The sequence below is a fragment of the Chitinophaga solisilvae genome, assembly GCF_009928525.1.
Taxonomy (GTDB): Bacteria; Bacteroidota; Bacteroidia; order Chitinophagales; family Chitinophagaceae; genus Chitinophaga; species Chitinophaga solisilvae.
The window spans coordinates 1-26,450 of the sequence record NZ_JAABOK010000003.1; the positions used below are offsets into that span (position 1 = coordinate 1).

The following is a 26,450-nucleotide window of genomic DNA, read 5'->3' on the forward strand; positions in this document are numbered from 1 at the left end:
ATGGTTTCCTACGATAAAGGATACGATCTCTGGGTAACGGAACCCCGCCTCCACGATACCAAACTGCTGGCGAAACTGGGTGGCAGCCCTAATGTGGAACTGCTAAATTCTTCATCCGCTTATGTCTTCGCTTCTCATTCGCAATTCGTAATTCGCAATTCGTAATTCAAAGCCTCATATTGTTTCGGCATCAAAAATCACCGCCTTCTCCCAGTATTGTTTGCAGTTTTCCACAAATTGCCGGTGCACCGGGTGTACCTGGTAAATATCATGACCTTCCTGATTATCAAAAATCATCAGTACGGAGTAGCTGTAACTCCGGTCTATCGTCGGGCGGTCGGTCGCTGCCGGCCGGCCTACATTAAATACCCTGATCTCATCAATTACGTGCAGGCTGCTCATGCCTGTTTCAAAATGCCTGATTTGTTCTTCAGATAAACCGCTCTTCAGGTAGAAGTTAACGACATGCACAAATTTCTTATCCAATGCCTTCATATAACGTTATTTAATAAATTATGATTCCTTGTTTACATAAGCATTGACAGTATAGCGGTTTACCAGGTACACCAATGCCAGTACGCCGGCCACTCCGGCAAATACGCCTGCGCCCGGCCAGGGGCTTATTACCATTTCATGTTTTGCCAGAATGGTGGCGGTAATATATTGCAATCCCGCCAGGATAGCCAGACTCAGCACACCGATAATAATATACAGCGGCACAAATTGTTTCAACAGGTAGCGCTTCAGTTGTACCGGCGCAGTTCCCAGCATCACCAGCAGCTGTATTTCCTTCTTACAGGAAGCGATAATCAGCTGAATGAACATACTAAAAACCAGCATGGCAAAGAGCAGCAGTATCAGTCCGAAAAATCCTACTACGGAAACGATGGTCTGTACTATCATCCGTGTTTTGCTGAATTTCAGCTTATCCTGATTGGTGGTGTAGCCATTATCTTCCAGGAACTTTACCAGGGAAGGGTTTGACGGGTCCGGTGTTTTGATGATTACACGGGAGGTGCCTGCTGCCCTGCCTGTGCCGTATTTTTCGTTGGCCCACTGCATAAATGAAGCAGGCACCAGAAAGGAAGAAATTCTGTCGGAGAAACCGACCACATGCCCGATATACTGTTCTGAGATATTATTTCCGGAGATGACCACCTGCAAAGGCAGGGCTTTAACGGTTTCCTGGGAAATCTGTGGCAGGTCCTGGCTCAGTGAAAATCCGAAGTTGTAAAGATTCAGGAAGTCACTGGGCAGAATGATGGGAATGGTACGGTCGCCTGCATTCCATTTCCAGTCGTCATTCTTCACATCAATAAAGCTGTCCGGTACGGATTCAAAGAACATATCCGTGGCGAAATGCAGATCTCCGGGGGCCTGCACCACCACCTTATACTGGCTGGAGGTGATTAACCCGAATGCCTGCACGAAAGGCTCCTGCCGGATATGGTCAATTTCTTCCGGGGAGAAAGCGCTTTTGCCAGTCTGCCCCATATTGGCGTTGGTGATTTTTTTATTAATCACGAGGAAGTCGGCGGTTTCATTCTGATTTTTGGTACTGTACAGCAGCTGGTTAAAATCTGAATGCACCTGGATGGCAACGAGAATGAGCAGCATGGCTATTCCCAGCCCGATGGATGCCATCAGGAAGCGTGTTTTTCCAACACCGGTATGTATAATTTTTTTGAGTAGTTCGAAGAAAGGGCGCATGAAAAACAACAATTAAAGATGATAATGCACATCATAGGAGAAGTGCTGGTCATTATCCAGGTCAGTTAAAATGAATCCGGCGTTGCGGGCCTTGCATTCGTCAGCGATGAGGGCGGCCGCACATTGGGTATTGTCTTCATCAAGATGACTGAAGGGTTCGTCCATCAGCAGCCATTGGAAAGGCTGTACCAGCGCCCGGATGATGGCAATACGCTGCCGTTCGCCGTATGACAGTGTTTTGCTGCTTTGCTGCAGTACATGCGTTACGTTGAGTCTGGCAGCCATTTCCTTTACTTTTTCGGCGCTGCAGTATGGCTGTGGCAGCATCACTCTTTTAAGGGTGATATTTTCTTCCGCTGTGAGTTGTTCAAATAACCGGAGGTCCTGGAACACAATACTCACCTGCTGCTGCCGCATGGAGGCTACCTCATTTCTGCTGTATGACTGCCACGGCCGGCCGTCTACCAGCACTTTGCCCGTATAGTCGTAACGGATATGATACAGGTAATGCACCAGTGTGGTTTTTCCGGTGCCGGAGGGGGCTTTTATTTTTACGAAGCTGCCCGGAGTGAAGATCACTTCCTTATTCCAGACGCCGGAATCGCGCTGCAGGAGTTTATCCTTTAGGGGTACCGGCATCAGGTTTTCTAGCTGAATTTGCATAGTCCTTGCTGTTAACGTTCCCAATATAAATGATTTAGGGATTTTTTGATTTCGTGATATACGGATTTAAATGCAACAATATTGCCGTTGTATTTAAATCCGTATATCACGAAATCAAAAAATCCCTAAATATACAAATGCCGTTACAGGCTTAGTGAACTGGTTCTGCAACCACAGTATCTACCGGAGTAGCAAACAGGCTGTCTTCAATAGCTTTGCTTCTCGCTTTTTTCGCTTCCATCACTTTTGCGGCTTCGGTAGCGAAGTTAAAGAACTGCACCAGGCTGTTTTCGTCTTTATTTTTCAGGTTCATCACCGCTTCTGTACGGATTTTATCGCCGTCAGGTTTGCTTACCAGGGTAGCATCTTTCAGCAGGGCCTGCACTTTGGTGATGATGGTTTTCTCTTCTTCCTCCTGTTTATCCAGCGGAATGTTTTTGGTAATTTTCTCCAGGTCAATATAACCGCCGATCATGCTGCCTTTCACTTTGCTTTCAACACCTTCTGGCAGTTTGATAGCGCCTTTACCGCCCAGGTACTGCTGCAGCAGCACGCTGTCGGAACCCAGGGTGATCATTTTGTCGGTAATAGACATGGCCGGTGCGTTGGCAGCCAGTGCCGGATTAGCCAGCACATAGCGGTCACCTTCTTTCTGGAATACTTCTTTCAGCATCGGAGAGTTCATCACTTTTTCAAATGCTTCCTTCTTACCTACTTTCAGGCTGAAGATCCATTTAGCAGTAGGTTCATCCTTGAATTCGCCCGGGAAATAAGGAGATTCCTTTTTCACAACGGAGAAGTCGGAGGCGATGTATACCAGCTGACCTTCGAATGCGTTCAGGAGGTCATCCATGGTGAGGCCGGATTTGCTGGACAGGAACATGTTTACAAGTCCGTCCATTCCGGTTGATTTAATGATTTCACCTATCATCTGGAAATCCAGTGCATAGGACAGGAATCCGGTAACATCGCTGGAAGGATATTTCTTCAGCATATCCAGGTCAATTTCTTTTTTACCGGATTTTTTGAAGATGGCAGCCATTTCCTTGCCCATGTACTGTATACCGTTTGCTACCACTTTACCTTTTTCGAAGTTGATGGAAGCGGTGTAGAAGGAACCTTCCATCAATTTTTTGAAATTAGCGGGAATCATGGTCAGCTGACCGCTGTTATAGATGGCTTCCGGGTTTACGAATATGCCCATGTCAGCGCCTTCTTTCAGCAATTTGGCGAATGGTTCCAGGGCGCCGGCAGTTTCTTCTTTTTTCAGGTGGAAGAGGTGATCGGCTTCAGCAACCCAGGTTTTTACTTCCGCATCGTCGGCAGTGGCTAAGAGTGCAACCGGAGTGGCAGCAGCGGAGTCGATGGCGGCCGGGTTGGCATCTTCAATAGAAGGCTCGTCGTCGGTGCCGGGCAGACCGGGGGTACCGGCAGGCGCGTATTTATTCAGGTCGCTGGGATCAACCGGGCTGATGTACAGTACGGTGCTGTTGGTCCAGGCAACGAGTGCGTGTTTGTCTTCTTCCCAGATATATTTAAAATCTTTCTCTGTTTTCAGGGAGAAGTCTTTTTTCTCCTTTTTCAGGTATGCTTCAAATTTGGCGGCATCCTGGAGGCTGCCGGTCATGCTCAGGTAAGATTTATGTTCGGATGGCTGACCCTGGAAAACGAAAGACACGAAGAAGTGGCTTTTCAGGTCCAGGCCGGAATTTTCCAGTTCTTTCCATTCCTTCATCGTTTTGCTGGAAGAGTCTTCCGACTGCATTGCCGAGAAGAATTTATCCATAGTGATGCCATTAGTCACCAGTTTCTGGGTGAGTTGTTTGGCATTGAGGTCAACCACGATCCCTGCATTTTTGGGGATATGTTTACTTTCATCAGGTGTTTTGGAACAGGAAGAAAGGAATACTGCTGCGCTGACGGCAGCTAACAAAACTTTGGAAATTGTTCTTTTCATAAAAGATATAAAAATTAAAAACGTTAATACGTAGCAACATTTTGCATTCGTCTACAATACTCTCCCACTATCGTGGTATTTCATTCCTGCGAAAGTACGCATATTTTTGTTGCTTATATGTCCCTGTTTTCAGGGATCCGTACAATAATTCGGTACCAATATTGTTAATACCTTTGTCTGCTTACTATGAAACTAACAATTAAAACCATCGAAAAACCATTATGTACCTGATTCTCTTACAATACATCCGTCCTGTGGCGGCAGTAGAGCACTTTATGGAGGCGCACACCGCGTTTCTTCAGAAATATTATGACAATGGCAAGTTTATTCTTTCCGGAAGGAGAAAGCCCAAATCAGGATCACTGATTTTATGCCAGGCTTCCAGCCGCAAGGAGGTGGAAGAGATTATGAGTGAAGATCCGCTGGAAAAGTATCAGCTGGCGATGTACGAGATCATTGAATTTGAGCCAACACCTTACGCGGCTATTGCCGGAAAATAGTTCCCTTCCTTTTTATCTTTTGTGCCAGCTTCCATTATTTTTCCCCGCCTTACTGACTACTGCATAAAGTAAATGACCTTTGTGAGCCATTTGCTGCTGTCCTTTTCTGTGCCCGGATCTGTCACATACATTTCTATTGTTGGCGGAATGACTTTCTTTCCTTTACCTGCTACAAATTTTTTCAGGGCTACGTGTGCATTGGCAGTTTTATCGTAGGGGCCGTAATAATCCACATAGGCTGCTTTGGCGGCCGGCAGTTTAAATATTTCGAAGCCGGCGCCGAGGGTGCTGCCTTCCGGAACGGGAATAGCGGCGGCCATATCTGTCTGTTTTGCATTTTCATCCCAGGTGAAGAAGAGTCCGCAAGGCACCCCTGGCTGCAGTTTTGCGGCGGTTGCGGCTTTATAGATGACGCCCAGGTTGGACTGGTAGTAGGATCCGATACTTTTAAAGGGGATGGTTTTTCGTGTACCCACATACGTGGTGGCGGGGAAATCCATTTCTTTTACGGTAACATTAATACCGCTGGGGGTGCCGGGGCCGTTCTTATCGGCCTCAGCCATACTTTTAAGGTTATTGAGTCCTTTCTGGAAATCATCTTCCAGGGCGCTTTTCATAAAAAGGGCCATTACGTTCTGCGGCCGGTCGTAGCGGGCATCAAATCCCCATACGACCTTAGTATTTCCGGCTGCTTCCGTCAGCCGGAAATACACGTCCGATTCGGACCGGAATGGTTTAATGAAGGTTAATTTCTGTTGAACAGTTTTATACGGATCCAGCGAGAGGTGCTGCAGCTGGCCTTCTCCGATTTTTTTCCCGTTCCAGGAGTTGATAGCGCCTACAGTACCATCATCTCCCGTGATGGTATATCTGGCAGCAGAGTCCATCTGTTTCCAGGTACTCCATTCATTGAAGCGTTCAAAGCGCACAATATCATTCCATACAATAGATGCCGGCGCGTTGATTTCAACGCTGCGTTCCACATGCAACCGGGTAGGAGCGGTAAAAATCAGAATAATCAGAACAAGCAGGAGAAGTCCGATAATCCAGGCAAGCGCTTTTAATACTTTCATAACTCCGGGGGATTGATTACAATAAAAATACGTTTTTTTATTGTGCAACCGCCGGGGGTGTTGGCATTGTAAGTGCGGGTTCGGGCTACTCTTTTTCCTTTTCTTTTTCCTTGAAGTGTTTGTCTGCTTCTTTGGCCTGTTCAAAATCCAGGATCACGGAGTTAATGCAATAACGGAGGCCGGTTGGCGGCGGACCATCGTCGAAAACGTGACCGAGGTGTGCTTTACAGCGGCCGCACATTACTTCTGTACGGTGCATGCCATGTGAATTGTCCGGTGTGTAGATGACGCTGGCTTTGGTAATAGGTTCAAAAAAACTGGGCCAGCCGCAGCTGCTTTCAAATTTGGCGTCTGAGACAAAAAGCGGGTTACCGCAGGCGGCGCAATAATAGGTCCCCTTTTCCTTGCTGTTCCAGTATTTACCTGTAAATGCCCATTCGGTTCCTTTTTCTCTGGCGATATTGTAAACTTCCGGGGGTAATATTTTACGCCATTCCTCGTCGGTTTTGTTCACTTTGCTAGTGTCCGACCGGGAGTACACTTCTCCCTTCTTTTTTCCATCTTCCATTGAATTCTTTTTTTCGCTGTTTTGCGAGTAAGTACAGTTGGTGACTAATGTTGCGATGCTCAAAATTATCAGATTCCGCAGGTTCATATACTACGTTTGTTGTCGTTAACGTGACATTAACACTATCATTGTATAACTCTCATTAAATAACTCTTTGGCTTAGATTATATTTTTCTCTGATAAAAGTACGTATGAATGCGCTTAATGGATTGTTAAACCCCATAAATCAGACCAGTATTTTCGGTAACCGGGCTTCCCGGATTCAAACAGTCTGATAATCACCCGCGAGCAACTCCGTATAAATTATTAACTTTACGCCAAAAGGCTAGTTAAGTGGCGGATATCATCAATTTATTACCAGACAATATAGCGAACCAGATAGCTGCAGGGGAAGTGATACAAAGACCGGCATCGGCGGTAAAGGAATTACTGGAGAATGCAGTGGACGCGGGTGCAACAGAAATTCAGCTGATCATTAAAGATGCGGGCAAGGAGTTGGTGCAGGTAATTGATAACGGCGGCGGTATGAGTGAAACGGATGCCCGGATGTGCTTTGAACGTCATGCTACTTCCAAAATACAATCTATAGACGATCTTTTCCAGATCCGGACAATGGGTTTCCGCGGCGAAGCACTGGCTTCTATTGCAGCCGTTTCGCAGGTGGAGCTGAAAACCCGGAAAAAAACTACCGATCTGGGCTCCTATATTGAGATTGACAACAGCGTGGTCAGAAAACAGGAACCCTGTCAGACGGCTGAAGGCACCAGTATTGCCATGAAAAACCTGTTCTTCAATGTGCCCGCCCGCAGAAACTTCCTGAAAAGCAATGCGGCGGAAATGCGACATATTGTGGATGAGTTTATCAGAGTGGCCATGGCCTTCCCGCAGCTGCAGTTCTCCCTCACCAGCAATAACCAGCAGCTGTTTCACCTGGACAAAGGCTCCCTGAAACAGCGTATTATCGCTATTTTGGGCCAGCACTACAATGCCCGTCTCGTAAATGTGAAGGAAAGTACCGACTATATGAACGTGTACGGCTTTGTAGGTAAACCGGAAACCGCCAAAAAAACCCGCGGCGACCAGTTCTTCTTCGTTAATAACCGCTTCATCAAAAGCCCGTACCTGCACCATGCAGTGATGAGTGCTTTCGCAGATATTATTCCGGCAGACAGCTTCCCGCTGTATGTACTGTTCATTGATGTGAACCCGGAGCATGTGGACATCAACGTGCATCCTACCAAACAGGAGATCAAATTTGATGACGAAAAGGTCATGTACGCCTTTATTCAGGCCACGGTAAAACATGCGCTGGCACAGTTCAACGTAACGGCTACCCTGGACTTTGACCTGGATCCCAGTATCCAGGCCCTGGATGCTGTCAGCAAACCATTCACCGCCAAACAGCAGGAAGAGTCCACCCAGTCGCCCCTGTACAAGTCCTTCACACAGGCCCACCAGGCGCACATGATTGACAAAAGCAATACCGGCAGCAATCTGAAACACTGGAAAGACCTGTATGAAACCAGCTCCCAGCAGCCTTCTGCAGACAGATATACCGTTGCCGCCTATACGGAAGAACCGGAAACGCGTCCGGCAGTAACGTATGAAAGTCAGCCGCACGCCACCGCATCTGTCATTGATGAACGCTGGCAGGACACCTCCACCGATCAGAAAGTGCCCGTTCAGGTGCACCAGCAATATATTTTGTCCCAGATCAAGTCAGGCTTCATTCTGATAGATCAGCAGGCGGCCCATGAAAGAATCCTGTACGAGCGCTATCTGCGCGCCATCCAGGAAACTCCGATGGCTACCCAGCAAAGCCTCTTCCCGCAAACGCTGCAGCTGCCTCCGGCAGATGCGCTCATCATTGCGGAAATGCTTCCCGAACTGCAGGCCCTGGGCTATGAGCTGGAACCTTTCGGTAACCATACCTTTGTGGTTCGCGGCGTACCGGCAGATATTCAGGCCGGCAACGACCAGGCCACCATAGAAGGGCTGCTGGAGCAGTTCAAACACTTCAGCGACCTGAAAGTAAACAGGCGGGAACAACTGATCCGCTCAATGGCACGCAATAACGCCATCCCGGCCGGAAAAGTGCTTTCCTCCCGCGAAATGCAGAATATCATTGACGAACTTTTTGCCTGCAGCATGCCTAACGTGGCGCCTGGCGGGAAGTTTACCTTCATATCCTTCAAACTCACGGATCTCGCCCGGATGTTTGAAAGAGGCAATTAATTGTTTCAGACAGGTGGTTCTTACCAGGAGGCCACCTGTTTTTCTTTTGTTCTCCCACCTAACTTTTCCAGTTAAAAAATCTCTTTCCTGCTTGAAAACTTACCTCATCTTTTAAGGCTTCCCGGCTGGTTTTTCGTGTAATTTTCATTGATATTTTTACTTTTCCCTTAACCCAAACCCTATCAATGATGAAATTATGTTTACCCATCCTATGCCTGTTTCTTTGTTTTTCAGGCGCTTATGCACAATCCATTTCAGGCAGTACCAACCCATGTCCGGGCACCGCTCAGCAGTATACTGCCAACCTTCCCTGCTCAGGAGCAAGTATAACATGGAGTGTCTATCCGGGAAATGCGACAATCAGTGGCAGCGGCACTACTGTTAACATTACTTTTGAAGATCGCTATTACGACCCGGGGGTAAATAAGGTTATTGCAGATTACTCCTGTGATAGCAAAACCAGACGGGTGGAACTGAGTGTAAATGTGAAGGCGTTTCCGTCCATTATGGCTCTTCCCCAATACATCACACTTCCCTGTAATTTCAAAGGGAATCAGCAGTTAGAGGTTGATGAAAGCCCTTATGCAGACTCTTACAAGTGGGAAAACAACACCGGCTGGCCGGTTGTACAGGGTGCAGGCACCAGAAAGATAACTTATAATGTCACGAATATATACTCCTGGTCAACGGCATTTGTAAAGGTATTCAGCGTCTGCCCTGATGTGGCGCCGCTGATAAAAACCTTTAACTTCTCCGTGACAGGTATATCCCTGGCCAAACCAACCATCAGCGCAGAAGTCAAGCCACTGTACATTTGTAAAAGAAGTCCGTTCATGCTATCCGTAAATGATGTTCCTAACGCCACAGACTACATCTGGAGCGTAGATCAGCCTACGATACGCATTAACGGGCAGGTACCTCCGGTGACTTTACCGGCAGCTACCGGAAAAAACGTAACCATTACCAATACCGACGACGTGGCTAAAACGGCTGTCATTTCCTGCCAGGCTGCAGCCGGTACGTGCAGCGCATCCGCCGCCGGGACCATCACTCTGCAGGTGAATGGCACACCACCACCTGCCAGCCCGATTTTCAGCTCACTGCCAATCGGCCATCTTCCGGCAAACGATTATATTGCATTTAGCATAGACCAGCACCCAGCTGCCACCTCTTATCAGTGGCAGGTTGTAAACGGCACCATCCGACAGGGACAGGGAACGAATCATATCTGGGTGTCTACTCAATCCGTTCCTCCCAAACACTCTGCTCCCTTTTTTATTGTGGCGAAATACTTATGCGAATGCGGGGAAAGCGAACAACAGACTGCCAGCGGACGTATCTACGGTCCCAACAGCGGTGGCCCTGAAACCTTTTTCAGCATCAGCCCCAACCCTGCCAGCGATATCCTCCGGATCCATGATACGGAACATAAAAGCGGCAGCACCTTTGAATATCACCTCTACGACATGAACAACCGGGAAGTACGCCGCGGTGTTTCCAACGGCCAGCAGAGCGTCTCCGTGAATATCGCCGGACTGAAAGCCGGACAGTATGTAATACAGATCAGGAGAGACGGGAAAATCAGCTCCTCCCATATCCTGATTCAAAAAACACAATGATTGTTTTAATTACGAATTACGAATTGCGAATTACGAATGAGGAGCGAAGATCTAAGCGGGATAAAGAATTCTTTATCCCGCTTAGATCTTCGCTCCTCATTCGTAATTCGCAATTCGTAATTCGCAATTAAAGCATTTATTGCTTTAAGACTACTTCTCCTAACCGTATAAACCGTTCATACCGTTGGTTATACACAACATGTCTGTCCATATCCGGAGTGTATATTTTTTCGTGCTGATGTTGCAGGCCGGCTATGGGCGGTAGTTTCAGTGCTTCGGCGGCGAGCATAACGGCTCCGATGGCAGAAGCATCCTGCTGTTGCCGGACGTGCATGCTTTGTCCGAATACATCTGCCAGCAGCTGAATCCAGCCGGGGGAGGCGGTGAATCCGCCGCTGACGGATATTTTATGGATGGCGCCGGCGGTAGCTGCCAGCGGGTCCCGGATGCTGCGCAGGGCATAACAGATGCCTTCCAGGGCGGCGCGCATAAAATGTTCCGTACTGTGCTGCGGCTGTATTCCGATGAAAGCCGCCGTAGCGTGGCTGTTCCAGATAGGGGCGCGCTCTCCCTGGAGGTAAGGCAGGCAGATCAATGTTCCGGCCTCGGCCTGTAATCCGGCACTGATAAGGGATTGCAGGTTGTCCAAAGGCTGCTTCAGGAAGTCCCGCACCAGCCATTGCAGCAATACCCCACCGTTGTTGGAAGCGCCGCCGGTAATATATATGTCGTCCGTGAGCAGGTAGGTAAAGAGGCGGCGTTCCGCGTCTGTTACCGGCTGCAGGCCTGCCATGCGCATAGCGCTGCTGGTGCCGATGGTGATAGTGGCGTGACCGGTGTCCAGTGCGTTGCTGCCCAGCTGCGCCAGGCACCCATCGCTGCCTCCGACGATAAAAGGAGTATCTGCCGGGATACCCAGCTCCGCTGCCACTGCCGGTTTCAGGCCGGTCAGTATATGCGTGGCCGGTACCGGCGCAGGCAGCTGATGCGCCCGGATGCCCGCTGCTGTCAGGGCCTCATCGCTCCATTGTCTGGTGGCGATGTTGAATAGCCCCGTGGCCGATGCGATGGAGTGATCTGTTATATAATGTCCGAAGAAATGATGCAGGATATATTCCTTTATGCCGGGGAACATGGCTGCCTGTGCAAAGAGGGCAGGTTGCTGTTCCCGCAGCCAGCGGATTTTGCAGAGTGGCGACATGGCATGAACGGGTGTGCCTGTTTGCCGGTAGATGTTTATTCCTTCCGGGGTATCTCTGAGAGCGAGGGCCTGGATTTCGCTGCGGTTATCTGCCCAGATAATCAGGGGTGTGAGGGCGGTGTCATCTCCCGCTACAGCCATGATGCTGTGCATAGCGCTGCTGAGGGCGATGGCCAGTGGCGGCCCGCCTGCCGCTGCCGCCATTTCCCGGATCCCGGCTTTTACGGCTGCCAGCAGTGCTTCGGGGTCCTGCTCCGCATAGCCAGGCGCCGGATGCAGGGTCGGATATGCCTGTTGAAATGACCCTAATACGGCCCCGCTGTACACCCCAAGCCTAATCGTTTTAGCACTGCCGGTGCCGATATCTGTGCCAATGATATAAGATGTGTTATCACTCATAAAAAAAACACTGCTTTTTCCGCATTTAATTTATAGATTTAAAACCGGTGTTCTTTAAATAAAGTCCAAAATTTCCACGCAATGGCTTTCGAAATTAAAAAACAGGCTAAGCTCTATGATGTATGTATTGTTGGTTCCGGCGCCGGTGGCGGTATGGCAGCCAAAATATTATCAGAGGCGGGTTTGAAAGTGGCGCTCCTGGAAGCGGGGCCCAAATACGATCCGGCAGATCCGGAACAGGCTACTCAGTTGAAATGGCCATATGAATCGCCCAGAAGAGGCGCCAGTACTACCCGCCCGTTCGGTGACTTTGACGCGGCCTATGGTGGCTGGGAAATTAACGGTGAACCATATACGAAAAAGGACGGTACTGAATTTGACTGGTTCCGCTCCCGTATGCTGGGCGGCAGAACCAATCACTGGGGCCGCATCTCCCTCCGTTTTGGTGAACGTGATTTCAAACATAAAAGCTACGACGGCCTCGGCGACGACTGGCCTATCAGCTATCAGGATGTTGCCCCCTACTACGACAGGGTGGATAAACTGATCGGCGTTTTTGGCTCGAAAGAAAACCTGCCCAATGAACCGGACGGATTCTTCCTGCCCCCGCCAAAACCCAGGCTGCACGAACTCATGATTAAAAAAGCCGGGGAAAAACTCGGTATGCCGGTTATACCTGCACGCCTCTCTATTCTCACCCGCTCCGTCAACAAAGACCGCAGCCCGTGCTTTTACTGCAGCCAATGCAGCCGCGGATGCACTGTATACGGCGACTTCTCCTCCTCTTCCGTGCTCATTAAACCTGCTATGAAGAGCGGACATGTAGACCTCTACACCAATGCCATGGTACGCGAAGTGCTGACAGACGGCACCGGTGATAAAGCTACCGGCGTTGCCTACATCGATAAGTCAGATATGCAGGAATATTCCGTTAATGCCAAAGTAGTAGTGCTCGCAGCCAGTGCCTGCGAATCTGCCAGGCTCCTGCTCAATTCAAAATCTTCCAAACATCCGAACGGCCTCGCCAACTCCAGCGGCGTAGTCGGCAAATACCTGCACGACTCTACCGGCGCTTCCAGAAGCGGATTCCTGCCGCATCTCATGGATCGTAAACGTTACAATGAAGACGGCGTAGGCGGTATGCACCTCTACATTCCCTGGTGGGCCGATAATAAAAAACTGGACTTCGCCCGCGGCTACCATATTGAATTCGGCGGCGGCATGCACATGCCCTCCTATGGCTACGGATTTGGGATGGAACGCATGAACGGAAAATACCCTGGCCGCGATGGCAAACCCAAAGCTGCCGGCGGATACGGCGCATCCCTGAAAGATGATTACCGCCGCTTCTTCGGCGCCCACATCGGTTTTGCCGGAAGAGGCGAATGTATTGCCCGCGAAGACAACTACTGCGAAATAGATCCCAATGTAGTCGATAAATACGGTATCCCCGTACTGCGTTTCCATTACACCTGGAGCGATCATGAAATCAAACAGGCAAAACACATGCAGGATACCTTCGAACAGCTGATCCACGAAATGGGCGGTGTTGCCTCCGGTGTAAAACCCGGCGCAGATACCAAATACGGACTGGAAAACCCCGGCAGGATCATCCATGAAGTAGGTACTACCCGCATGGGCGACAACAAAGCCACTTCCGTTTTAAATAAATACAACCAGGCACATGATGTGAAAAACCTGTTCGTAGTAGATGGCGGCGCCTTCGTTTCCCAGGCAGATAAAAACCCTACCTGGACCATCCTCGCCCTCTCCATGCGCGCTTCTGAATACATCGTGGATCAACTGAAAAAACAAAATATTTAATCATCAACAGCAAACATCACATTATGGATAGAAGAGAATCCCTCAAAGCCCTCGCGCTGGGAACTTTATCTGTAGGCACCATACTCGCCGCTACCGGTTGTGAAGACAAAAAAGGCGACGGCAAAAAAGAAGACGTAGCTGGCAAAACTCCCGGCTATGGCCGTACCCCGGACGAAGCCGCCAGAGATAAAGCGCTGAATGAAGCCGAATTTTTCACTGCGGCAGAAATGAAAACCATCGCCATACTGGCAGATATTATCATTCCGGCAGATGAACATTCCGGCAGCGCTACCGATGCCAAAGTGCCGGAATTCATTGCCTTCATCGTAAAAGATATGCCCGAACACCAGCTGCCCATGCGTGGCGGCCTGCGCTGGCTGGATGTACAATGCGCGAAACGCTATAACAAATCTTTCGCTGAATGCAGCGAACAACAACGCATGGAGATGGTAGAACTGATCGCATGGCCGGAAAAGGCCGCTCCGGAAAACCTCCAGGGCGTTGCCTTCTTTAACCGCATGCGCAACCTGACCGCCACCGGCTTCTTCACCAGTAAAATAGGTATCAAAGACCTGGGCTATATCGGTAACACTCCCAACGAGTGGGACGGCGTTCCGGCAGATGTACTCAAACAATACGGCTACGCCTACGATGAGAAAACGCTGGCCACCTGCCTGAAAATCGAAGACAGGGGCAAGATAATGACCTGGGATTAATAATGCATTGCGAATTATCTATCTAAAAAAATTATATCACTCATGGTTCCAGAGAAAAAAAATGAGGGAAACAATGTTTCCCGCAGATCATTCCTGAGAAACGGCGCACTCGCAGCCGCAGGCTTCATGATCGTTCCACGTCATGTACTAGGCAGAGGATATACTGCACCCAGTGATCGTTTACGCGTTGCCGGTATAGGCGTTGGCGGTAAAGGTTACAGCGACATCGTTGAATTCACGAAAGGCCCGGCTGATATAGCCTTCCTTTGCGATGTTGATACCCGTCGCGCTGCCGATGCCGTTAAGAAATTTCCGAAAGCGAAATTTTATACCGACTTCAGGGAGATGTTCGACAAGGAACATAAAAACTTTGACGCCGTTTCCGTTTCCACACCGGATCATACGCACGCAGTAGCTACTATGGGCGCTATGCAGCTGAATAAACACGTGTATGTGCAGAAACCGCTCACACACGATATTTATGAAGCGCGTATGCTTACACAGGGCGCAAAAAAACATAAGATCGTGAGCCAGATGGGTAACCAGGGCTCCTCCGGCGATGGCGTTCGCCAGCTGATGGAATGGTACAACGCCGGCTTAATCGGTGATGTGCATACCGTCTACTGCTGGACAGACCGCCCCGTATGGCCACAGGGTATTGCTTGGCCTTCCGGCAAACAGGAAATTCCCAAAGAACTGAACTGGGATCTCTGGCTGGGTACTGCTCCTAAAAAAGATTATGTGGATAACCTGGTACCATTCAACTGGCGCGGCTGGTGGGACTATGGTACCGGCGCTATCGGCGATATGGGCTGCCATATTATTGAACCGCCTTTCCGCGTACTGGGCCTCGGCTACCCTACCTCCGTGGAATGCAGCGTTGGCAGCGTATATGTAGGTGAATTCAACCGCGGGTACTTCCCGGAAAGCTGCCCTCCTTCTTCTCATGTGATCATGAAATTCCCTGGTAAAAACGGCAAGGAAGTAACCCTGCACTGGATGGACGGCGGTATTCAGCCGGAACGCCCGGAGGAACTGGGCCCTAACGAAGTAATGGGCGACGGTGGCAATGGCGCTATCTTCATCGGTGATAAAGGTAAAATGATGTGCGGCACCTACGGCATGTATCCTAAACTGCTGCCTACCTCCCGCACTAACGAAGTGAAAGTACCGCAAACTATTGCACGCGTACCGGAAGGCCACTACGTACAATGGGTGAACGCCGCCATCGCAGGCTATAACAGCCAGCAGGCCAAAGGCCTCAGCTCTCCGTTCGACATTGCCGGCCCGCTCACCGAAAGCATCCTGATGGCCAATCTCGCTATCCGCAGCTACGATATCCGTACACCTAAAGCCTCCGGCAAAGGTTACGACTATCCTGGCCGCTATATCAAATTACTCTGGGACGGCGCTAACATGAAGATCACCAACTTCGACGCCGCCAACCAGTTCGTAAAACGTACCTACCGCGATGGTTGGTCACTGGGGGTTTGAGGGATGTAATAAAATCATCCTTTTTAATTACGAATTACGAATTGCGAATTACGAATGAGGAGCGAAGATTTAAGCGGATAAAGAATTTACTTCTTCGCTTAAATCTTCGCTCCTCATTCGTAATTCGTAATTCGCAATTCGTAATTATTGCATTATTTATACGTGTCCTGTTGTTCCAGGTTGCCGTTTTTCCTGATTTCTGCTGCAGGAATAGGCAGCAGATAGTCTTTCAGGGCGAAGCTGCGGCTCTGGATGCTGACAGGTTTGTAAGAAAACGGATGACCGGCGATCTGGGAACCCAGTACTTCAATACCCAATGCGCTTCCGTTGAAAGCTGTCATGGCCTCTGTTTTCCAGCGGCGGGCATCAAAAAAGCGGTGTTCTTCAAATGCGAGTTCATATCGTCTTTCATATCTCAGTATTGCCTTGAGCGCTTCGCCGGTGGCGGTGGTGGCGGGCATACCGGCGCGGGTACGTACCATGTTCAGCATGGGCAGGCCGTCTGCATCTTCTCCCAGCCAGATGCTGGCTTCTGCGTAGTTAAGCAGTATTTCTGCATAGCGGAAGAATATCCATGGCTGATCGCCGCGAAAGAACTGCGCATCCAGGTTCTTATCCATGAACTTACGCAGGTAATAGCCGGAGAAGGTGCCATTCCAGTTTTCAATAGTGCTGTTGCGGGTATCCAGGCCCCAGACGCTGTCTTTCCCGTTAAGGGCTTCATAACGGCCGGTTTGTATCACACCAGCCGGATCCACTTCTGCACCGTCTTTCGGACGCTTTTTCCACTTGGCGCCATCATATAAAATAGTGGCATAGAACCTCGGATCACGGCCAACATAAGGCGCTTTGGCCTGTGCGTCATTGGTCCAGGAGAAGGCGGAACCATCTCTCATCTGGTAGCCGCTCACGAAATTTTCGATTGGCACATTGCCTCCCCAGTTATGATAACCGTTAGGACCATTATACAAATCGTGCGAGGTGCCCAGCAGCGCCTTATCATATTGCTTAAAGAAGATAAGTTCTTTATTATCCTTGTCCAGGAATACCCGGCTGTAGTTTTCTGCAGCAGAATCCGTAGGGCGGTACAGCTCATATAAATTCAGATCTATTACGGCTTTGGCTGCATTCTTTGCCAACCGCAGACGTGCCTGCTGACTGCCGGTTTTGTAGCCCATCAGTTCACTGGTGACTCCCACATTAAACAGATCACTGGCTGCATAGAGCAGTATCCTTGATTTCAGCGACAACGCGCCGCCCATGGTCACTCTTCCTTTATCAGCAACATCATCATATACTTTAGGCAGATATTTGGCGGCACTGTCACATTCATCTGAAATAAACTGAACACATCTCTCGAAAGATGCCCGCTTAATATTCAGTATCTCCTGTTCATCTCCCTTGATATTAAAGGTTTTGGTAATCAGCGGAACGCCGCCGTAGTACTTTACCAGCATCTGATAATACCAGGCACGGAAAAAATGTACCTCTCCCATAAGCCGCCTGCGCTGCGTTTCATCTTTAAACGGTACTTCTCCCATTTTCTCAAAAAACATGTTACAATTGCGGATCACCCTGTAATGCGCATCCCAGCGGCTGAAGTCATTCAGTGCGCCGATATCATCGGGCGATACGTTGCCCTGCACTACGCGGGAAGTATTGTAATCATGAATGAAACGGCTTTCGTCTGTCATGGAAGACAGCATTACTTCGTTGAATCCCGGGCGCATCTGTACATAGAGATCGTTTACGAAAGCCTGTACCAGCCCGATGTCGTGCCATACATCAGATTCTTCGTATTCTGTGAGTGGTTTCTTTTCCAGGAAATCCTTCTTGCAGGAAGCGATAGCCAGTAGCAGCGCTGCGCCGGTCAGGAAGGTTATAATATGTAACTTTTTCATGGTTCGTTGCTTTAGAAAGTAAGGTTTAATCCTACGTTGTAGATCTTTGTCTGCGGATAAAACTGACCGCTGCCCTGGGGCGCTTCCGGGTCAAAGATCTTCACCTTGTCAATTGTCAGGAGATTCTGTCCGCTTACATATACCCGCAGGTTTTGCAGGGCAATACGTTTGCAGACTTTCGCCGGCAGGTTATATCCCAGGTCAAGGGTTTTCAGTCTTACATAGTTGGTATTCCAGAACCAGAAAGAGTTCTGACGGCTTACCCAGTATTCTCTATCACGGTCGTTCACGCGCGGCCAGGAGGCGTTGGTATTGGTTTCTGTCCAGCGGTCTTTGACATAAGCCTCCGGGAAATTGCCTATCAGGCCGGATTCTGTGTGCAGGTACTGGCTGGCGCCGGTGGCTCCCTGCCATAACATGGTGAAGTCGAAGTTCTTAAATTTAGCGATGAAGGTCAGCCCGAATATCCAGGTTGGGTCCTGGGTGCGGTTGATGCGCACGCGGTCCAGGTCATCGATTTTCCCGTTATTGTCAATGTCTGCGAAGATGACATCTCCTGCGCGGGCGCCGCTGATATGCGCTGATTTATCTACTTCATCCTGTGTTTTATAGATACCGATGGCTTTATAATAAAGGGGGGCGTCAATCATTTTGCCGGTAGACTTCTGCCATTCCGGAACGCCGGGTACTTCATCCCAGAACAGTATCTTATTTTCTGCATGGGTAACGGTTCCGATAATTTCATAATGGAATTTACGGATGTCGTTTTTGTGGGCCACCACTATTTCGAAACCTTTGTTTTCCACACGGCCCAGGTTTTCCTGCGGCAGGGTCATACCGGTGTAGGCGGGCATAGACTGGCTGCGGCTCACGAGGATGTTGGAGCGGCGCGTATAAAAATAATCGCCTTCAAAAGTGAGTTTATCCCCCAGCAGTTTGGCTTCGATACCAATGTCGTAGTTGTTGGCCACCTCCCAGGTGATGGCCTCGTTGGGAGAACGGAGCTGGTAGATACCCTTGTTGAGGTCGCCGCCGAGCATGACGCCGCCGCTGCTGAACCCGTAGGTACTCAGGTACTGGAAAGAAGGAATCTGGTCGTTACCCATCTGTCCCCAGGAAGCGCGGATCTTGAAGTAATCCAGTGCGCGGATACTTTTCTTCCAGAAGTTTTCATTGGAGAGCACCCAACCCGCTGATGCGCCCGGGAAGAAGCCGAAACGCCTGTCTCTGGGGAAGTTCTGCGTACCATCATACCGGGCATTGAAATCAAAGAGATATGTTTCCTTGTAATTATAGGAGATACGGCCGAAATAGTTTCTGCGGGCGAAGGAAAAGCCGCTGCCGTAGTTATTCTTTTCCTTATCGCCGCCGGCAGACAGCTGATCCAGTTTATCGCTGATGAAATACCTGCGGTTGGCATTCAGCGTATCACCATCGAAGGTAGCCTGTTCGAAGGCGATGAAGCTGCTGAGATTATGCTTTCCGAAAGACCTCACATAGTTCACTTTAAAGTTGACGGTAGCCTGGCGGTACGACCGGTAGTTTTCAGACAGCTCCGGCGCGCTCACGCCCCTGGAAGCCGCATTCAGCTGATGTCCCGGCTTGTTGGGATCGAGCGTGTAGAGTGTCCAGGGCTTCACCCATGATTTTACGAAGTTGAAGTTCTGGTCGTAGGCAAAGGCTCCGTCCACAAACAGCCCCTGTACCCAGGGGATATTGATAACAGCTGCCAGGTTACCATTTACCACATAGTTCTTATCATTCGTGTAGCCGATATCGTTAGTACTGGTTACCACCGGGTTATCGCCGTATTCGATATCCGGACCGGGCAGGCCGTTGGGCCAGATAGCATTTTCCGTAGGGCGGCCACGCATGAGGGACCGGAAGATGGAGCCGGCGCTGCGGGGCGGAAAGTTCCTATTCTCCAGGCGGCCGGCGAGATCAAACCGCAGGCGGATGTTTTCATTGACGGTGGCATCCAGATTGGCCCGCACGTTCTGTTGTTTATAGTTGGTGGCGCTGTTCTTGTAAATCCCGTCCTGGAACAGGGAACCGAGAGAAACATAGTACGCCATTTTTTCTGTACCGCCGCTCAGGGAAAGATCGTGCCTGTTTTGCAGGGAGATGTTTTTGATAACGGCGTCGTACCAGTTGGTGTTGGGATAGAGCCACGGATCAGAGCCGTCGCCGAATTTTTTTATCTGCTCATCCGTGAAACGTGGTTTATCGCCTCCGTACTTGAGAATTTCATTTACCAGCTGCGCATAGGTAGGCGCATCGGCCATTTTAGGCAGGCGCGTAGGCGTTACGAAAGACTGGTTATAGCCATAGCTCAGCGATGGCTTACCGCCTTTACCACGCTTGGTAGTAACAAGTATAACCCCGTTGGCCGCACGGGAACCATAGATGGCAGCGGCCGCATCTTTCAGGATAGACACACTTTCGATATCGTTGGGGTTCATGCGCTCAAAACCATCTCTTGGAAACCCGTCGATAACCGTCAGCGGCGCACTGTTGCCCAGCGTGCTGCGGCCGCGGATGAAAATACGGGAACCGTCATAACCCGGTTCACCACTGTTATTCACGGCAATGATACCAGGAATACGGCCCACCAGGGAGTTGGAGATGTTCACATTGGGCGACTGCTGCAGCTCAGCGCCTTTCACAGAAGATACCGCACCGGTTTTAGTAACTTTCTTCTGCGTACCATAACCTACCACTACATATTCATCCAGGGTTTTCTGGTTTTCCTTTAATACGGTGCTGATGCTGGTGCGCCCTTCTACTTTCACTTCCAGCGGATCAAATCCGATGTACTGGAAAACCAGGACTGCATCTTTTTTCACATCGTTCAGTGAAAAATTTCCCTTTTCATCAGAGGTCGTTCCCTTTTTGGTGTCCTTTACCAATATGGTCACTCCCGGTAACGGATTACCATTGATGTCCTTTACTTTTCCTTTGATGTTGATGTTACTTTGCTGCCAGAAAGCAGGAATCGGCGCGCGTGCATAAACCGGCCTGAAAGCAGCGCCGGCAAGGCATAGCAATAGCATGCCCTTGACATAACGTGGAATCATAAACGTAATTTTGGTGATATTATTTAATCTATGAACTGCCCTTTTTTATCGCGTAGCAGGGTATTTCATATCTGTATCAATTTATCAAGAAATGCTTTATAGATTTTCTAAAAATAAGTGTGAAAGCGACACCTTTTTTTAAAATTCACAAACGGATAACAAGAATCATCTATATTTGAACCCTGTTGAATAACCCCGTGTAAAATTGTAATAACAGTATTTCATTCTTACCTATGAAGAAAGTTTTTCTATACCTGCTGACCGGCAGCATGCTATTGCTGGCGGCATGTGATAAGAGGATGGCAACGGCAGATAACCAGCCGGAAATCATTAATCCCGGTACCAATCCCGGCGGCAAAAATCCATTACCTGATAAGCCTGTTAAAGCAGGCCTACAGGGTATCGTATCTGATGAAAACAGCAACCCGCTTTCCGGCGCACAGGTGGCCTGCGGAGGTATCTTGACAACTACAGATACACATGGTGCATTTATTATTCCGGAAGTAACATTGCAGGAAGCAGCCGGTGTTATCACCATTAAAAAATCCGGTTACTTCGATGGTATCCGTACTATTTCCGTTACCGGTGCGGGTAAGCTGCAATACATACAGGTACAGCTGCTGCCCAAAAAAGCGGCAGGAGTTTTTGACGCCGCTACCGGCGGTAATATCACCGCTTCCAATGCGCAGTTCATTTTTGTGCCCAACCAGGTGCTGAATGCAAACAATCAGCCTTACAAAGGAAAAGTTACCTTGCTGTATGCGCCTATCAATCCGGAACATCCTGATTTTGCAGATATTATGCCCGGTGATCTCAGGGCTATTGATATTAACAATGCCATAGTAGGTCTGAAATCCTACGGGATGATGGCACTGGAGTTACAGGGAGAAAACGGAGAAAAACTGCACCTGGACGGCACCAATAACGTAACGTTTAAACTGGATATTCCGGCAACCTTACAGGCCGGCGCACCCGCTACTATTCCCTTATGGCACTTTGATGAAGCCATCGGTTTATGGCGGGAGGAAGGCAGCGCACAGAAAATAGGCAACAGCTATGTGGGAACGGTGAAACACTTTTCTTTCTGGAATGTGGATGCGAAATTCCCGGTAGTTAAATTCAAAGCTGTTTTCCAGGATGATAAGGGAGTTCCTTATCCTAATATAAAAGTGACCATCACCCGGAGCCAGGAGATCAGTTCTTCTTACGGATTCACAGATGAAGCTGGTATGGTAAGTGGTGATATTCCATCTCACGAAGAATTGACCATTACCATTGAGGATAAATGTAAGGATATCATCTTCACCCGGAAAATAGGCCCCTTCTCTACTGACGCCAATATCGGAAAAATCACCATTGCCCGCGGCCAGCAGCTGACACTGGCATTACATGGTAAAATCATTTCCTGCAGCGGCGCTCCTGTCAAAACCGGAGTTGTAAATATTTCTGTAGAAGGCATCAGTTACAGAGCACCGATTATTAATGGCAACTATAGCGTCGCTGCTCCACGATGCAGTAACAACAATGCTGTGGAAGTCATCATCAATGCTGTAGATGAGGGTGCCAATAAAATGTCTACGATCAGGCAACAACTTGCTCCCGGTGATTATACCCGCGACATGCAGGCATGTAATAATATTCAGCCCGGTGAAATTAAATTGCTATTGGAAGGCAAAGCATATGAATTTAACACCATCAGCGATTCAATCAGATTCAGGACATCTAACGATTCATCAACCCGGTATCAGATAACGTTTAGCAAAGCACAGCCATCGTTAAATAAAGGATCCTGGGTATTTTATACGATAGGGCTTGGCAGTAACAACTACTCCACACTGAATCTGAATGTTGATGGCGTTGCTTATTATGGCTCTTTGAATACCGAAGTTACTGCTACCGGCGGCCCTGGTGAATACCTGGAAGGCAGCCTGTTCGGAAATGTTTATAATTACTCCACTCAGGCTCAGGTTCCTATCAGCGGCAACTTCCGTATCCGCATAGAATAATCAGTAAATCACCTTCTTATAAAAAAGGCCGGTAGCTTTCAAAAGTTATTGGCCTTTTTTGCATAAATTCATAGGAGCGAACGTTATAAATTAACCAGATCTATCTTTATGACGCGTTTCCACTCACTATTCCTCTTCCTTGCAGGCTGCATACTGCTGCTATCCTGCAGCAAGGAGATGAGTACCGAAGGGCCTTCCGCCGGTACCTGTGAGTATGCGCCTTACACCAACGGCTCCTCCTTTTCCTACATAAATGTCAATAAAACCAAAGACACCATCTCCTATACCTTAACCGTAGAAGGCGATACCACTATCAATAATACCCGGTTCAAAAAAATCGGGGACGACAGCGTATTCATCTGTTCTGACTGCAAGGATGGCATCTATACACAAATCGCCAGCCTGCTTACCTTCCAGGGGTATAAGGCAGATAACCTCCTGCTCACCTACCTGAAAGATAACTCCCTCAAAGGCGACTCCTGGAATGATACCGTTACCATCAGCAACGGTACCGTCAGCACTACGGGCATCCTGCGGCACACCATCATTGACAAGGGCATCAGCAAAACAGTATACGGAAAGGCTTATGCTGAAGTCATTGCGGTAAAACTGGATGCCTACGCTATTGTACTCAACAACCCGGTACCGGTTGGCACCGTTTCTACCAGCTACTACGCCAAAGGTGTCGGACTTATTGAAGCCGACCAGTCCGGCGATACCATCAAACTCACCAGCTACACCCTGAAACCCTGACTCAGTAATCCTTCCAGATCATTGTCAGCAAACGTTCCACTGCCCGGCGTACATTAGCAGCCTTATCATGATGATTATTCACCATCACACTGAATACCAATGTTTTATTCTTTCTGGTAACCAGGTAACCGCTTAACGCTACCACTCCATTGAGCGAGCCCGTTTTGGCATGTACAAACTGCTGCTGGTAGTAGTTTTTCAGCGTTCCCTTCCCACCGGTCGGGAAAATGTGGAACAACCGGTCTTTCGGATAACGTTTATACATATCCGTTAGTACCGATACAAAGTCGCGCGGGGTAAACAGGTTAAAGCGGGAAAGTCCGGAGCCGTCCACCCATTGCGGCGGATGCGGTAATATTTTCAGGTTGCCGTCCAGCATCCAGGTAATCATTCTCCGGGTACTGATGGTATCCCATAACAACGAGGAAGCCATCATCAGTGTTTGTTCGGCAAAGAAGTTATCGCTGCGGTGCATCATGGGGGTAAACAGGGAATCCGCCGGAATGCTGCGCAGCGTATTAAATGTTACAGCCGGCGCACTTACGGTGATGCCTATACGCTTATGCAGCGTATCCTGCAACCTTTCTCTCAGCTGCATAATATCTCCGGTTATAAACGGTACTTCAGTGACGGAGCTGCCGGTCTGTGATGCATTATATTTCAGGAAGAAGATATTGTTCCGTTCATCTCTGTCTGTGATAAGTTCACTGATGGTATCATCGCGGGTAACTTCCAGATCATAGGCTGCGGGCAGGATCAGGGAGGTGTCGCGGTGGTGGTAGATGCGCGCCACATTGCCGTACATCGGCCATTCATTCAGTTCCGGCTGATAGTAATCTGCATAGTCATTCCATGCCCAGCCCGCACCGAAGCGTTTATTCTGATTAACTGCCGGCACCAGGTAAATGTTCTTACCCGTCTGCTGCAGCAGCTGCAGTAGTGGCTGCCAGGCGTAGTCAGGGTGCAGGAAGGACGGATCCCCTACTCCTTTCACAAACAGCGCTGTATCATTCTCATAGTAGCGGATGGCGGGCAGTGAATCTCCCAGCAATTGCAAACCGGTATACAGGGAAAATATTTTGATGTTGGAAGCGGGTGTAAAAAATTTATCATCCTGGTACTGATACCAATATTTGCCGGTTGCCGGTTCATAAATGGAAATACCTGTATGCGCCTGCCGTAACGGCGCCTCCTGCAGCAGGTTAGCGCCGGCCCATCTGGCAATGGCCGCCGGCTGCGCATAGCCCTGCGCCTGCAGCAACAGGCAAATCACCAAAAACAGTAATCCTTTCATACATGGAATTTAATTATTTTATTATTCAGTTATTTGAGATTTAAAAAAAGCGAAGATCAGCAGTTGATCTTCGCTTTTTTTAAATCTCAAATAACTGAATAATAAAATACTCACATCAGGTGAAATATTTGGTGATACCCGGTTTAGCGTAAGCATAGTTACCGGAAGCATCCGGCATTACCGGAGGCGGTGCATCGAAGGCGTATCGCTGCGGTTGCAGGTTCAGGCCGGAGTTCAGGGCAGTATCCCAGTTGATTACCTGTCCGGAATAGGTGGCCAGCCGCCCGATGATGGCGGATAACGTTGTTTCCGCGGAGCGCTGTGCATCGGAGAATTTGAATTGTCCTTTGGCGATGGCCGCAAACAATTCATCGTGTTCCGTCTGATAAGGGTTGTTTTCATTTTTCTTATCAAACTGGTAAAGCACTTTGCCCTTGTGATCCACGATCTGTGCGCGGTCGCAATAGATGCGGCCCTTTGTACCTACAATTTCTTCATCTACCTTACTCGGAGCGTCTTTCCAGTGGCGGCACTGGCTGTTCATCACTACGCCGTCTGCATAACGGTATTCTACGTAGTGGTGGTCAAATATTTCGCCGGTGTCTTTACCGGTACGAACGGCACGGCCGCCCATACCGCCTGCAGAAACAGGTGTAGTGCCTTTAAACCAGTTGCCCACGTCGATATTGTGGATATGTTGTTCAACGATATGATCGCCGCAGAGCCAGTTGAAATAGTACCAGTTACGCATCTGGTATTCCATTTCGGTGTATTCAGGTTTGCGTGGTTTTACCCACAGCGCGCCCTGGTTCCACCATACCTGTACGGACAGAATATCACCGATAATGCCATCCTGCGCGCGTTTGTACAGCTCCCTGTAGGAGTTCTGATAACGGCGCTGCAGGCCCACTACTACGTTTAATTTCTTTTGTTTGGCGATAGCTGCAGCATCCAGTACTTTTTTAATACCAGCAGGATCAGTAGCTACGGGCTTCTCCATGAATACGTGTTTGCCCTGTCTTACTGCCTCTTCAAAGTGAATGGGTCTGAAGCCCGGAGGTGTGGTGAGGATCACCACATCAGCCAGTGCGATGGCCTGTTTGTAGCCTTCAAAGCCAACAAACTTATTGCTTTCAGGCACGTTGATACGGTTGATCTGTTTTCTTTCCTCCATCGCCTCTTTGATATTGTTATAGCTATCATTGAGTCTGTCCGCGAAGGCATCTGCCATAGCTACCAGCTGCACATTTTCTTTTGTGCTCAGGGCCTGGGTAGCAGCGCCGGTACCGCGGCCGCCGCAACCAATCAGTGCTACTTTGATAACATCGGAAGAACCGGAGAAGAAGTTTGCTTTGGACAAGATAGGCATTGCCAGTAAACCGCCGGCAATAAGCGATGTTTGTTTTACAAACTCGCGGCGGCCCTGACCGTGGAATTTTTGCTGTTCACTTTCCATAAGT

19 protein-coding genes are annotated in these 26,450 nt (G+C 49.0%); 8 read left to right on the top strand and 11 right to left on the bottom strand.

The features are described 5' to 3' along the window. Positions 1 to 174: 174 nt before the first annotated feature. The 4 genes from GWG06_RS05955 to GWG06_RS05970 form a co-directional block, all read right to left on the bottom strand. Complete coding sequence (locus GWG06_RS05955; RefSeq protein ID WP_127041760.1) at positions 175 to 495, bottom strand: Dabb family protein; 321 nt, start codon at positions 493 to 495, stop codon at positions 175 to 177. Between the two features lie 18 nt (positions 496 to 513). After that, positions 514 to 1,710, bottom strand: a complete 1,197-nt coding sequence (locus GWG06_RS05960) for an ABC transporter permease family protein (RefSeq protein WP_127041758.1) — start codon at positions 1,708 to 1,710, stop codon at positions 514 to 516. A gap of 12 nt (positions 1,711 to 1,722) precedes the next feature. Then, positions 1,723 to 2,373, bottom strand: a complete 651-nt coding sequence (locus tag GWG06_RS05965; RefSeq protein WP_160712000.1) for an ATP-binding cassette domain-containing protein — start codon at positions 2,371 to 2,373, stop codon at positions 1,723 to 1,725. Positions 2,374 to 2,524: 151 nt separating this feature from the next. Beyond that, positions 2,525 to 4,330: a DUF4836 family protein gene (locus GWG06_RS05970; protein WP_160712002.1), complete on the bottom strand. Its 1,806-nt coding sequence runs from the start codon at positions 4,328 to 4,330 to the stop codon at positions 2,525 to 2,527. 221 nt (positions 4,331 to 4,551) lie between these two features. Here GWG06_RS05970 and GWG06_RS05975 point away from each other — a divergent pair, with 221 nt between their 5' ends. Beyond that, the gene (locus GWG06_RS05975; RefSeq protein ID WP_127041752.1) at positions 4,552 to 4,830 is read left to right on the top strand and encodes a YciI family protein; all 279 of its coding nucleotides are present in this window, start codon (positions 4,552 to 4,554) and stop codon (positions 4,828 to 4,830) included. Positions 4,831 to 4,886: 56 nt separating this feature from the next. On the opposite strand, the gene GWG06_RS05980 is transcribed toward GWG06_RS05975, so the two are convergent. Continuing rightward, positions 4,887 to 5,903: an SRPBCC family protein gene (locus GWG06_RS05980; RefSeq protein ID WP_127041750.1), complete on the bottom strand. Its 1,017-nt coding sequence runs from the start codon at positions 5,901 to 5,903 to the stop codon at positions 4,887 to 4,889. A gap of 85 nt (positions 5,904 to 5,988) precedes the next feature. After that, positions 5,989 to 6,471: a peptide-methionine (R)-S-oxide reductase MsrB gene (msrB, locus tag GWG06_RS05985; RefSeq protein WP_127041748.1), complete on the bottom strand. Its 483-nt coding sequence runs from the start codon at positions 6,469 to 6,471 to the stop codon at positions 5,989 to 5,991. A gap of 333 nt (positions 6,472 to 6,804) precedes the next feature. Between msrB and mutL the strand changes: the two genes are divergently transcribed. Both mutL and GWG06_RS05995 read left to right on the top strand, forming a co-directional pair. Further along, positions 6,805 to 8,706, top strand: coding sequence for a DNA mismatch repair endonuclease MutL (gene mutL / locus GWG06_RS05990; protein ID WP_160712004.1), 1,902 nt, complete (start codon positions 6,805 to 6,807; stop codon positions 8,704 to 8,706). A gap of 185 nt (positions 8,707 to 8,891) precedes the next feature. Then, positions 8,892 to 10,325: a T9SS type A sorting domain-containing protein gene (locus tag GWG06_RS05995; protein WP_160712006.1), complete on the top strand. Its 1,434-nt coding sequence runs from the start codon at positions 8,892 to 8,894 to the stop codon at positions 10,323 to 10,325. A 136-nt stretch (positions 10,326 to 10,461) separates the two neighbouring features. On the opposite strand, the gene GWG06_RS06000 is transcribed toward GWG06_RS05995, so the two are convergent. Further along, on the bottom strand, positions 10,462 to 11,925 hold the full coding sequence (locus GWG06_RS06000) for a gluconokinase (protein ID WP_160712008.1): 1,464 nt from the start codon (positions 11,923 to 11,925) through the stop codon (positions 10,462 to 10,464). A gap of 81 nt (positions 11,926 to 12,006) precedes the next feature. On the opposite strand from GWG06_RS06000, the gene GWG06_RS06005 reads away from it, so the two are divergent. From GWG06_RS06005 to GWG06_RS06015, 3 genes are read left to right on the top strand one after another with little or no spacing between them, the layout of a single operon-like run. Beyond that, positions 12,007 to 13,749: a GMC family oxidoreductase gene (locus tag GWG06_RS06005; protein WP_127043410.1), complete on the top strand. Its 1,743-nt coding sequence runs from the start codon at positions 12,007 to 12,009 to the stop codon at positions 13,747 to 13,749. Between the two features lie 23 nt (positions 13,750 to 13,772). Next, the gene (locus GWG06_RS06010; protein WP_160712010.1) at positions 13,773 to 14,465 is read left to right on the top strand and encodes a gluconate 2-dehydrogenase subunit 3 family protein; all 693 of its coding nucleotides are present in this window, start codon (positions 13,773 to 13,775) and stop codon (positions 14,463 to 14,465) included. Positions 14,466 to 14,507: 42 nt separating this feature from the next. Then, entirely contained in the window at positions 14,508 to 15,959 is a 1,452-nt protein-coding gene (locus tag GWG06_RS06015; RefSeq protein WP_127043412.1) for a Gfo/Idh/MocA family protein, read from the top strand. Positions 15,960 to 16,111: 152 nt separating this feature from the next. Here GWG06_RS06015 and GWG06_RS06020 read toward each other — a convergent pair whose 3' ends face one another. Both GWG06_RS06020 and GWG06_RS06025 read right to left on the bottom strand, forming a co-directional pair. Beyond that, positions 16,112 to 17,860, bottom strand: a complete 1,749-nt coding sequence (locus GWG06_RS06020; RefSeq protein ID WP_127043413.1) for a RagB/SusD family nutrient uptake outer membrane protein — start codon at positions 17,858 to 17,860, stop codon at positions 16,112 to 16,114. 11 nt (positions 17,861 to 17,871) lie between these two features. Beyond that, positions 17,872 to 20,937: a SusC/RagA family TonB-linked outer membrane protein gene (locus GWG06_RS06025; protein ID WP_160712012.1), complete on the bottom strand. Its 3,066-nt coding sequence runs from the start codon at positions 20,935 to 20,937 to the stop codon at positions 17,872 to 17,874. A gap of 233 nt (positions 20,938 to 21,170) precedes the next feature. Here GWG06_RS06025 and GWG06_RS06030 point away from each other — a divergent pair, with 233 nt between their 5' ends. Further along, entirely contained in the window at positions 21,171 to 22,943 is a 1,773-nt protein-coding gene (locus GWG06_RS06030) for a carboxypeptidase-like regulatory domain-containing protein (RefSeq protein ID WP_160712014.1), read from the top strand. A 108-nt stretch (positions 22,944 to 23,051) separates the two neighbouring features. Further along, positions 23,052 to 23,696, top strand: a complete 645-nt coding sequence (locus tag GWG06_RS06035) for a hypothetical protein (protein ID WP_127043416.1) — start codon at positions 23,052 to 23,054, stop codon at positions 23,694 to 23,696. 1 nt (position 23,697) lies between these two features. Here the strand turns inward: GWG06_RS06035 and GWG06_RS06040 are convergent, their stop codons facing one another. Both GWG06_RS06040 and GWG06_RS06045 read right to left on the bottom strand, forming a co-directional pair. Beyond that, positions 23,698 to 24,990 carry a D-alanyl-D-alanine carboxypeptidase/D-alanyl-D-alanine-endopeptidase gene (locus tag GWG06_RS06040; RefSeq protein ID WP_160712016.1) on the bottom strand — a complete coding sequence of 431 codons (1,293 nt, stop codon included), beginning with the start codon at positions 24,988 to 24,990 and terminating at the stop codon, positions 23,698 to 23,700. 115 nt (positions 24,991 to 25,105) lie between these two features. Beyond that, positions 25,106 to 26,446 (bottom strand): Gfo/Idh/MocA family protein, encoded by a 1,341-nt coding sequence (locus tag GWG06_RS06045; protein WP_160712018.1) that lies wholly within the window; start codon positions 26,444 to 26,446, stop codon positions 25,106 to 25,108. Between the last annotated feature and the right edge of the window lie 4 nt (positions 26,447 to 26,450).

Coding starts and splice junctions, on each gene's coding strand:
- GWG06_RS05955 (WP_127041760.1), bottom strand. CDS start 495: ATGAAGGCATTGGATAAGAAATTTGTGCATGTCGTTAACTTCTACCTG.
- GWG06_RS06010 (WP_160712010.1), top strand. CDS start 13,773: ATGGATAGAAGAGAATCCCTCAAAGCCCTCGCGCTGGGAACTTTATCT.
- GWG06_RS06045 (WP_160712018.1), bottom strand. CDS start 26,446: ATGGAAAGTGAACAGCAAAAATTCCACGGTCAGGGCCGCCGCGAGTTT.
- GWG06_RS06040 (WP_160712016.1), bottom strand. CDS start 24,990: ATGAAAGGATTACTGTTTTTGGTGATTTGCCTGTTGCTGCAGGCGCAG.
- GWG06_RS06035 (WP_127043416.1), top strand. CDS start 23,052: ATGACGCGTTTCCACTCACTATTCCTCTTCCTTGCAGGCTGCATACTG.
- GWG06_RS05970 (WP_160712002.1), bottom strand. CDS start 4,330: ATGAAAAGAACAATTTCCAAAGTTTTGTTAGCTGCCGTCAGCGCAGCA.
- GWG06_RS06005 (WP_127043410.1), top strand. CDS start 12,007: ATGGCTTTCGAAATTAAAAAACAGGCTAAGCTCTATGATGTATGTATT.
- GWG06_RS06000 (WP_160712008.1), bottom strand. CDS start 11,925: ATGAGTGATAACACATCTTATATCATTGGCACAGATATCGGCACCGGC.
- GWG06_RS06020 (WP_127043413.1), bottom strand. CDS start 17,860: ATGAAAAAGTTACATATTATAACCTTCCTGACCGGCGCAGCGCTGCTA.
- GWG06_RS05980 (WP_127041750.1), bottom strand. CDS start 5,903: ATGAAAGTATTAAAAGCGCTTGCCTGGATTATCGGACTTCTCCTGCTT.
- GWG06_RS05960 (WP_127041758.1), bottom strand. CDS start 1,710: ATGCGCCCTTTCTTCGAACTACTCAAAAAAATTATACATACCGGTGTT.
- GWG06_RS06030 (WP_160712014.1), top strand. CDS start 21,171: ATGAAGAAAGTTTTTCTATACCTGCTGACCGGCAGCATGCTATTGCTG.
- GWG06_RS05995 (WP_160712006.1), top strand. CDS start 8,892: ATGATGAAATTATGTTTACCCATCCTATGCCTGTTTCTTTGTTTTTCA.
- GWG06_RS06015 (WP_127043412.1), top strand. CDS start 14,508: ATGGTTCCAGAGAAAAAAAATGAGGGAAACAATGTTTCCCGCAGATCA.
- msrB (WP_127041748.1), bottom strand. CDS start 6,471: ATGGAAGATGGAAAAAAGAAGGGAGAAGTGTACTCCCGGTCGGACACT.
- GWG06_RS05965 (WP_160712000.1), bottom strand. CDS start 2,373: ATGCAAATTCAGCTAGAAAACCTGATGCCGGTACCCCTAAAGGATAAA.
- GWG06_RS06025 (WP_160712012.1), bottom strand. CDS start 20,937: ATGATTCCACGTTATGTCAAGGGCATGCTATTGCTATGCCTTGCCGGC.
- GWG06_RS05975 (WP_127041752.1), top strand. CDS start 4,552: ATGTACCTGATTCTCTTACAATACATCCGTCCTGTGGCGGCAGTAGAG.